This window comes from Methylobacterium fujisawaense (genome assembly GCF_039619325.1).
GTDB lineage: Bacteria > Pseudomonadota > Alphaproteobacteria > Rhizobiales > Beijerinckiaceae > Methylobacterium > Methylobacterium fujisawaense.
On record NZ_CP155007.1, the window covers coordinates 77,588 to 85,428 of the forward strand.

General features: G+C 66.7%; 10 protein-coding genes. 5 read left to right on the forward strand and 5 right to left on the reverse strand.

The features are described 5' to 3' along the window. Positions 1-12 precede the first annotated feature (12 nt). Positions 13-159 (reverse strand): hypothetical protein, encoded by a 147-nt coding sequence (locus tag ABC766_RS33590; RefSeq protein ID WP_345822997.1) that lies wholly within the window; start codon positions 157-159, stop codon positions 13-15. Between the two features lie 927 nt (positions 160-1,086). Between ABC766_RS33590 and ABC766_RS33595 the strand changes: the two genes are divergently transcribed. Beyond that, positions 1,087-1,371: a hypothetical protein gene (locus ABC766_RS33595; RefSeq protein WP_345822998.1), complete on the forward strand. Its 285-nt coding sequence runs from the start codon at positions 1,087-1,089 to the stop codon at positions 1,369-1,371. Positions 1,372-1,506: 135 nt separating this feature from the next. Here ABC766_RS33595 and ABC766_RS33600 read toward each other — a convergent pair whose 3' ends face one another. From ABC766_RS33600 to ABC766_RS33610, 3 genes are all read right to left on the reverse strand, one after another. Next, entirely contained in the window at positions 1,507-2,235 is a 729-nt protein-coding gene (locus ABC766_RS33600) for a GNAT family N-acetyltransferase (RefSeq protein ID WP_345822999.1), read from the reverse strand. After that, positions 2,232-2,975 carry a flagellar hook-basal body complex protein gene (locus tag ABC766_RS33605; RefSeq protein WP_345823000.1) on the reverse strand — a complete coding sequence of 248 codons (744 nt, stop codon included), beginning with the start codon at positions 2,973-2,975 and terminating at the stop codon, positions 2,232-2,234. Before ABC766_RS33605 ends, ABC766_RS33600 begins: the two co-directional genes overlap by 4 nt. A gap of 145 nt (positions 2,976-3,120) precedes the next feature. After that, on the reverse strand, positions 3,121-3,279 hold the full coding sequence (locus ABC766_RS33610; RefSeq protein ID WP_009867359.1) for a hypothetical protein: 159 nt from the start codon (positions 3,277-3,279) through the stop codon (positions 3,121-3,123). A 415-nt stretch (positions 3,280-3,694) separates the two neighbouring features. Between ABC766_RS33610 and ABC766_RS33615 the strand changes: the two genes are divergently transcribed. Further along, entirely contained in the window at positions 3,695-5,353 is a 1,659-nt protein-coding gene (locus ABC766_RS33615; protein WP_345823001.1) for an IS1182 family transposase, read from the forward strand. A 45-nt stretch (positions 5,354-5,398) separates the two neighbouring features. Continuing rightward, positions 5,399-6,430, forward strand: a complete 1,032-nt coding sequence (locus ABC766_RS33620; protein ID WP_345823020.1) for an NAD(P)/FAD-dependent oxidoreductase — start codon at positions 5,399-5,401, stop codon at positions 6,428-6,430. A 3-nt stretch (positions 6,431-6,433) separates the two neighbouring features. Here ABC766_RS33620 and ABC766_RS33625 read toward each other — a convergent pair whose 3' ends face one another. Further along, on the reverse strand, positions 6,434-6,859 hold the full coding sequence (locus ABC766_RS33625; RefSeq protein ID WP_345823002.1) for a helix-turn-helix domain-containing protein: 426 nt from the start codon (positions 6,857-6,859) through the stop codon (positions 6,434-6,436). 69 nt (positions 6,860-6,928) lie between these two features. Between ABC766_RS33625 and ABC766_RS33630 the strand changes: the two genes are divergently transcribed. Further along, a complete protein-coding gene (locus ABC766_RS33630; protein ID WP_345823003.1) occupies positions 6,929-7,351 on the forward strand; it encodes a mercury transporter MerT in 423 nt (140 codons plus the stop codon). Next, on the forward strand, positions 7,351-7,572 hold the full coding sequence (locus ABC766_RS33635; protein WP_345823004.1) for a GDCCVxC domain-containing (seleno)protein: 222 nt from the start codon (positions 7,351-7,353) through the stop codon (positions 7,570-7,572). The genes ABC766_RS33630 and ABC766_RS33635 overlap by 1 nt, the downstream gene beginning before the upstream one ends. Positions 7,573-7,841 lie beyond the last annotated feature (269 nt).

Sequence of the window (7,841 nt, forward strand, 5' to 3'; positions counted from 1 at the left end):
TTGATCCGACGATCAGAACAGGTACCAGTAAGCGAGGTATGCAGCCGCGAGCAGGGTGACGACTACCGTGACACGCGCACCACGCGTGATCCTCGAAGAGGTCCTCTTGATCGGGACCTCCTCGTCGCAATCGTACCAGAGGGGGTTGTCACCATTCATCGGCTCGGCTCCCAATCGTCGCCGACGACGACCATGATGGTTCGGATCGGTGCGCCGCGTGTCGCAGAGGCAGCAAATCTACCCGCGCTTCCCTAACGCGGTCTTTCGATGCTTGAAGAGGCGGTGTGAGCCGCGGGCGAAATCAGACGGGGCGCGCCGTCGGGAAGGTGACGCCTGGGGCCGTAGGCTCGTCGTCCGCGACGGCGAGACGGACGAAGCGCAAGGCCGGCGCGACAGCGAGGTCGCAGGACCGCTTATAGGTAAGACAGTCCCGGTCGAAGAGCTTGGGCAGAGATCGGACGCCGTGGACGACGCCCACCCCGTAATTCCCAACCGACCCGGGGGACTTGCGACTTGGCTCGGAGCGCGGCGGGCGGACCGTCGCGGTTCGTTTCGTTGCAGGACATCCAGAGTGCAGTCCCTGCATCACGGCTGCCGCGATGGGGTCGATGGCAAAGCCGGACTGGAGGCCGACGAATGGAGGGCCGGCACGCGTGAGAGGGTCGCGGTCGAACGGGAGCGGTGCTCCATCAGCGGTCCGGAGAATGCACGTCTCGGGGCAGAGCATCGCATAGACCAACACGTAGCAGCTGCCCTTCGACAGAGTATGGTCGATCAGGTCCTTGCAGCGAAGTCCTGAGCTTGCCGGCTCTGGGCCAGTTCTGCGCCTGGCCAGATCGTCAGCTGAGTGCGCCTGTCGAGATCGTCAGAGGTCATGGAGACTTCCTGACTTCTGCTGCGCAGGGCTAACGTGGGTCCAGGACGTCTGTGGGGCGGACGTGTTGCGCCTCTGTGTCCGGCTTGCCCCCGTCCTCGGAGACGGACTGCCGATCGCGCCTTCCGTTCAGATGCAGTTCAACGGCTTGCGCCGAGGCTGAGGTCACGACGACACGCGGCTCGTGCCTCTAACTTTAGGAGAGAAGGCCTATGACGCCGACACCTCGCTTCAAGCCGGTCCTGATCGCCGGCCTGCTCGCCCTCGTACTGGGCACCGGCTTCCTGGTGATGTCGGACCCGGCCTTTGCTCAGGGGCACGGCTATGGCCGGCATGGCGGCTATGGTCAGCATGGCGGCTTTGGTCGACACGGCTATTTTGGCGGCCACAGAGGGTCCTACGGACGCCACGGCGGCGATGGTCGCGGACACGGATACGGTCGCGGCCACGGGCGCTCCTTCGGCGGCCATGGCGGATATGGAAGCCACAGCTACTGACGCAGGTCCGGATTGCCTGCCCCCGCGGGATGCGGGCGGAGCACACCGGGAGCGGCGGCTTGTGGAGATCCGCCGAGGGCAGCGCCCGCCAAGGCGCTGCCTGAAAGCTCCTGCCGGGCCATCTCTTCGGACGGCTCAGGTCTGCAGAAGCACCGTCAACGCGGTTGAGCTGCCCACAGGTGCGCCAAGACCCGGCACCTCGGCCGCCGCCGACGGCTGGTCAGTCACCGCGGTAAGCCATCGTTGCAGCGTGATCCGGCCGCCCTCGCGCGGCAGAGCCGGATGCCAGGGGACTGAGGTTCGCGCAACCTCGACAAACCCGCTCCTGGCGTACAAGGCCCGTGCAGGGACGTTGTCGGCCCAGACCTGCAGCTGGAGGGAGGCAAAGCCCTTCGAGCGGGCTGTCTCGACGGTCAGTTCGATGAGGTGTGCAGCAATGCCACTCCGCCGGTACGGCTCCAGAACCGCGAGGTTGTTGATGACGTAGGAGCCGAAATCGATCCGGTTGTCGCGCCCCAGGACGTGCGCCTCGCGCGGGCTCGGCTGATAATCCGGTTTACCGCGCAGGAGCTCGGCCGGGAAGGCGTTCACCACGCCCACGATCTCACAGCCACGCTGCGCCACGAGGCAGCGTCGATAGGAGTACTGACCCGCCTTCAGCCCTACCATATACCGGTAGAGCGCGCGCGCGTTCATGCCGGGAGCAAGCTCATCCAGGATGAACTGCAGCGCGTCGCCGCCTGCCTCGAACAGCAGCGCGGCAATCGCCTCGATATCTCCTGGCGCTGCCTCACGAGAGATGAGGCTCAGTTGTCGGTGCGGGCCGCTGCCCCGCCTGGCTGATATTCTGGCGGCCGCGCTCATGCCGTCGTATCGGCCAGTCTGCTGATGGCGGTCCGCATCAGATCGTGCAGCGCCGTGATCCGGGCCGCGGCCGTCTGGTAGGCCCCGGCGACCTCGGAGACCTGCCTCAGCTCGGTGAACGGGTTGACATTCGAGCGCTCGAGCGACCCGACTTCGAGGCGGCTCGCCGGCGCCCCCCTGGGCGGGGTTGAGGACTGGTAGAGATTGCCCCCCGCACTCACCAGGCGTTCCGGGTCGGCAAACTGCACGAGGCGGAGCTTGCCCGACGGCCCCTGCTCGGTGCTGATCGTGCCATCCGTTCCGATGCTGATCTCGCGCGTGTTCTTGGCGAACCGGATCGGTCCGGCGGTGCCGAGCACGGTGTAGCCGTCACTGGTGACGAGGTCGCCCGCGGCATTGAGCTGGAAGGCGCCGTTGCGGGTGTAGCGCTCTCCGCCCGAGGTCTGCACGGCGAAGAAGGCGTTCTCGTCCCGCAGCGCCACGTCGAGCGGACTGCCGGTGCGCTCGATCTGGCCAACGGAGAGGTCGAGCGGGGTTGCGGCATCGACCACGTAGGACAGCCGCCGGTCGCTCGGCCGGGCCGCCTCCACCCGAGCGCCCGGCATCAGGTACTCGCGAAACTCGGCGCTGCGGCTCTTGAAGCCCGTGGTCGTGACGTTGGCGACGTTGTTGGCGGCGACCTCCATCGCACGCTCAAGCGCCAGTTGATGAGACAGACCGATGAGCAGGGTGTTGTTCATGCAAGCCGTCCGCGAGCGGGCTGCCGAAGCGGCTAAGAGCGGGGCCGGCGCGGCCGGAGGTCATCGCGCCCGTTCAGGCCCCGATCACGGATCGAGGTGCGGCAATCCTGAACGGCGCGTCGGACCGGGCGCAGGCGCGTTTAGCTCAGCGCCCGCCGTGGGTGTGGCCGTCGTTCTTGTCCTGATGCGTATGCGTATGACCGGGATCCGCCTGGGCGGCGCTGCTCACGTAATCGGCTGCGGCCGTGAGGAGGCCGAGGCTGGCCAGGGCCGCGAGGAGGAGCGTCTTGACTGGATTGCGCATCGTGCTTCGTCTCCGAACGTGCTCTGCCGAGCACAGAGCGGAGATGCGCCGGCAGGGTAAACGAGGCGTTAAGGCTTTTGGCGGTCAGGGCGGATAGCACCGGAGCAAAGAGCCGGTTTCAGCCCGCGTCGTCATGCAGGGCAGGATCGCGCGGCGGCCGAAGTTCGCCACGGGCGACGTCGTCGAGGGCGTCGATAGCGCTGGTGCTTGGTATGAGGACGGCGGCGCCGCGATCGGGCCGGGACGCCGGTCCTGGTGTAGGATGCGACCATCCGGGACAACGACACCGGAGGCACGAAGGTGCGGGCAGGGTCCCCGATGGGCCGATCAGTTCCAACAACGTTCCGACCCTGTTGGCGAATTCCGAGCGGCGGTGGGCTGGGTGTAGGGTGGCTGTCCCGCCCGAAGGCTTCTTATGTCGCTCCGCCCGCAATCCGTGCTCCCGCCTGTGCCTGAGGACACGGCCAGGATCGCTCGAACCGTGTTCCGCCGCGGCAATCCCTACCTGCTGCTGCGGGACCACCTCGGTCCCATCTTCGCCGACACGGCCTTTGCCGATCTCTATCCGGCACGTGGCCAGCCCGCCTACGCACCCTGGTGTCTGGCCCTCGTCACGCTGATGCAGTTCCGCGAAGGCCTGAGCGACCGCCAGGCCGCCGACGCCGTCCGAGCCCGGATCGACTGGAAGTACCTGCTGGCGCTCGACCTCATCGATCCCGGCTTCGACCACAGCCTCCTGTGCGAGTTCCGGGGCCGGCTCCTGCATCACGCGGCCGGCGAACGCTTGCTCACCCGCATCCTCGACACCGCGCGCGATCAAGGCCTGCTCAAGGCGCGTGGCCGTCAGCGTACCGACAGCACGCACGTGCTCGCGGCCGTGCGAGACCTCAATCGGGTCGAGCTCCTGGCCGAGACGCTGCGCGCGGCCCTCAATGCCCTCGCGACAGCCGCCCCGGCTTGGCTGCGTGCTCTCGCTCCGCCCGAGTGGCACACACGCTACGACCATCGGGTCGAGGAAACGCGTCTGCCGGAGACCGGCGCGAAACGCGAGGCTTACGTCCTTCAAGTCGGAGCTGATGGCTATCGCCTGCTCGGCGCCCTGGACGACGCGGATGCGCCGCCGTCGGCCGCTGCTTTGCCCGCGGTCGCCGTGCTGCGCCGGGTGTGGATGCGCCATTTCGAGCAGGGGAGCGGCAACGATGGCGACGCCGCCTCGGTGCGACTGCGCGAGGTGCGGGGACGTGGTCCAGGCGACCGTGTCGAGTCGCCCTACGACATCGACGCTCGGTTCCGGGCCAAGTCAGGAACCGACTGGACCGGGTACATGGTCCATCTGACGGAGACCTGCGACCCCGGCCTGCCGCGGTTGGTCGTTCACACCGACACCACGCCGGCCAACGTGCACGAAGCCGTTCGCACCGGCGCGATCCACGAAGCGCTCTCCGAGGCAGGTCTGACCCCGTCCGAGCATCTGGTCGATGCCGCGTACGTGAGCGCCGAGCAGCTGGTGGTGGCCAACGTACGGCACGGGATCGACCTGATCGGCCCGGCGCGGTCCAATCACAGTTGGCAGCGGCGCAGTACCGAGGCGATCCAGGTGGCGGACTTCACCGTCGACTGGGAACGCCGCCGCGTGCGCTGCCCGGAGGGTCATGAGAGCACGAGCTGGGGCGAGTACCGAGAGACGGCTAATGGCCGCCCGTTCATCCGAGCCGGCTTCAGCCCGGGCGATTGCCGTCCCTGCCCGGCCAAGCCGCGCTGTACCCAGGCTGCGAGCCGCCGGCTGACCCTACATCCGCGTGCCGAGCACGAGGCGCTGGCGGCGGCGCGCAAGCAGCACGAGAGCGAGCAGGGGCGGCGCCTATACGGGCAACGGCAGGGCATCGAGGGCACGATCTCTCAGGGCGTGCGCAGCTTTGGCTTGCGCCGAGCCCGCTACCGCGGGTTGGCGAAAACGGCCTTCCAAGGCATGGCCACGGCCGCCGCCCTCAACCTCGATCGTCTTGCCGCTTGGTTCGAGCACAGACCGCTGGCTTCGGCGCACACCTCACGCTTCAGCGCTCTCGCCGCATAGCCACCGACTTCGCCAACAGGGTCCGAACGTTACGCCGACAAGGGCATCGACGCCTTTCACGGCGAAGCCCGGTTCACGGGCCTCACCGCCCTCGATGTCGCCGGAACCGCGATCCAGGCACGGCACATCCTGATCGCGGCCGGGGCAGTACCGGTGCTGTTCGGCATTCCTGACGAGCATTATCTGGCGACGAGCGAGGAGTTCCTTGCTCTGGAACACCTGCCGCATCGGATCGTCCTCGTTGGCGGCGGCTACATCGCAGCCGAGTTCTCGCGCATCGCGGCACGAGCCGGGGCACAGGTCACGGTACTTCAGCGGGGCGAGCGGATGCTCCAGAGGTTCGATCCCGATCTCGTCGGCTGGCTCATGGAGGCGTTCGACGGAATGGGTGTCCATGTGCGCACCCGGACAGCCGTCACGGCAATTCAGCGGGCCGGTGATATCTTTCGGGTCGAGGCATACTCCGACGCGGGCCAGGAGACCTTCGAGGCCGATCTCGTCGTTCACGCAGCCGGGCGCAGGCCCGCACTTGACAAGCTCGATCTGGCCGCCGCCAAAGTCGCGGTCGAGGAGAGGCGACTCAAGCTGAACGACTTTCTCCAGAGCGTCACGAACCCGGCGGTCTACGCGGCTGGGGATGCCGCGCTGGTTGGGCCGCCGCTCACGCCCGTGTCGAGCCACGATGCGAAGGTGGTCGCCGCCAACCTGCTCGAAGGCAACCACGCGAAGCCGAACTACGCGGGCGTGCCGAGTGTCGCGTTCACGTCGCCGCCCATTGCAGCGGTTGGTATGTCGGAAGTTGAGGCGCGGGAGAGCGGCCTGCGCGTCAGCATCAAATCCGAGCGCACCTCGGGCTGGTTCACGGCGCGGCGCGAAGCCGAACGGGTCTACGGCTACAAGACGGTGGTCAAGGAGGGGAGCGGGCGCATCCTGGGTGCCCATCTCGTCGGTCCGCACGTGGACGAGGTGATCAACATCTTCGCCTTGTCGATCCGGCACGGGCTCACCGCTGATGATCTGAAGTCCACGATATTTGCCTATCCGACCGGAGCATCGGATATCGGGTCCATGCTCTAAAGCTCATCCGGTGTGGTCAATCATGTCGAGCACCGGGCATTCCGGTGCAGCCTCGCCAGAGCACTGCTTGATGGTCCCGGCCAGGAGCCGTTCCAGCCGGGTCAGGTCGGTGATCTTCGCGCGCACCCGGCCGAGGTGGTGCGTCGCGATCTCCTGTACCTCGCAGCAGGACGCCTTGCCCGGCTGTCGCAGTTCGAGGAGCGCGCGAACTTCATCAGGGGTGAACCCAAGTTCGCGCCCGCGCCGGATGAAGGTCAGGGTGCGCTCGTGCTCGGTGTCGTAGGAGCGATGGCCGCCTTCGGTGCGTGGAGGAGCAGGGAGCAGGCCCACCTTCTCGAAATAGCGGATGTTCTCGATGTTGACGCCGGTCCGCTGCGCCAACTGCCCGATGGTTAGGGCTCCGCTTCGTGCACCCGTGGTCGCACCCATGAAGATTACCCTTGATCCTGTAGTTGCTACGGGGTGCAGGGTAGCTCCAGATCACGGTGGAGACGAGACATGGCCCTCGATCAGGCACGGCCCGCCGAACGACCCGCCTACGAACCGGCAGCGGTCGGTGTCGGTAGTGTAGCGGCTTTCGGCGCGATCACGGGGCTCGGTGCCTTCGTGGCCTCGTCGTGCTGCGTACTGCCCGTCGTCCTGGGTGGGCTCGGTGCCGGTGCCGGGGTCTTCACGGTGCTCGGCGTGCTCGCGCCGCTTCGTACCCCGCTCATGGCCGCCAGCGTCGTTGCCGTAGTCGTCGGCTGGTTCTTCTACGCGCATCGGCGGCAGGCTGCTTGCGGACCAGATGGGGCGTGCATGGCTTCACGTCGCTCGACCGCAGCCCTGGTGCTTCTCAGCCTCGCGACACTTCTCATCGCCGCCGCTGCGGCTTGGGGCTACTTCGAGCCTGCCCTGATCAAGATGCTACGGACCGCCTGATGAAACTGACCTCGACCCTGACCTGTCCACACTGCGGGCATCGCGCGTCGGAGACGATGCCCACCGACGCCTGCCAGTTCTTCTACGAGTGCACCGGCTGTGGCACCCTGCTTCGTCCGAAGGAGGGTGACTGTTGTGTGTACTGCTCGTATGGCGATGTCCCGTGCCCGCCCATCCAGGAAGCTCGGGATCGCGGCAATGGCGCAAACTGTTGCGCCTGAACTTCGATGACATGGAAGACCTACTTGCGCGAGCACCTGAGTACATTGGCAAGGGTGGTGCCCCCGCGATGAGCGCGGCGGTGATTTGCTCGCGATCCACACAGCATGCGCTTCAGCTTGCGCCATTTCTGTATTGAGCTATTTTTGTACGACTATACTCGTCCGGCATTGAGAGAATCCGGTCAACCGTCTGTGCTTTTCTCAGGGTCTCCAGCCTCGTCCGCCCTATCGTCGTCTCGGCACTCGCCATGACTGCTCGGCTGCTTTGG

Bases quoted from the DNA above. Each gene is read 5' to 3' on its own strand.
- ABC766_RS33590 (WP_345822997.1), bottom strand. From the start codon at position 159: ATGAATGGTGACAACCCCCTCTGGTACGATTGCGACGAGGAGGTCCCG.
- ABC766_RS33595 (WP_345822998.1), top strand. From the start codon at position 1,087: ATGACGCCGACACCTCGCTTCAAGCCGGTCCTGATCGCCGGCCTGCTC.
- ABC766_RS33600 (WP_345822999.1), bottom strand. From the start codon at position 2,235: ATGAGCGCGGCCGCCAGAATATCAGCCAGGCGGGGCAGCGGCCCGCAC.
- ABC766_RS33605 (WP_345823000.1), bottom strand. From the start codon at position 2,975: ATGAACAACACCCTGCTCATCGGTCTGTCTCATCAACTGGCGCTTGAG.
- ABC766_RS33610 (WP_009867359.1), bottom strand. From the start codon at position 3,279: ATGCGCAATCCAGTCAAGACGCTCCTCCTCGCGGCCCTGGCCAGCCTC.
- ABC766_RS33615 (WP_345823001.1), top strand. From the start codon at position 3,695: ATGTCGCTCCGCCCGCAATCCGTGCTCCCGCCTGTGCCTGAGGACACG.
- ABC766_RS33625 (WP_345823002.1), bottom strand. From the start codon at position 6,859: ATGGGTGCGACCACGGGTGCACGAAGCGGAGCCCTAACCATCGGGCAG.
- ABC766_RS33630 (WP_345823003.1), top strand. From the start codon at position 6,929: ATGGCCCTCGATCAGGCACGGCCCGCCGAACGACCCGCCTACGAACCG.
- ABC766_RS33635 (WP_345823004.1), top strand. From the start codon at position 7,351: ATGAAACTGACCTCGACCCTGACCTGTCCACACTGCGGGCATCGCGCG.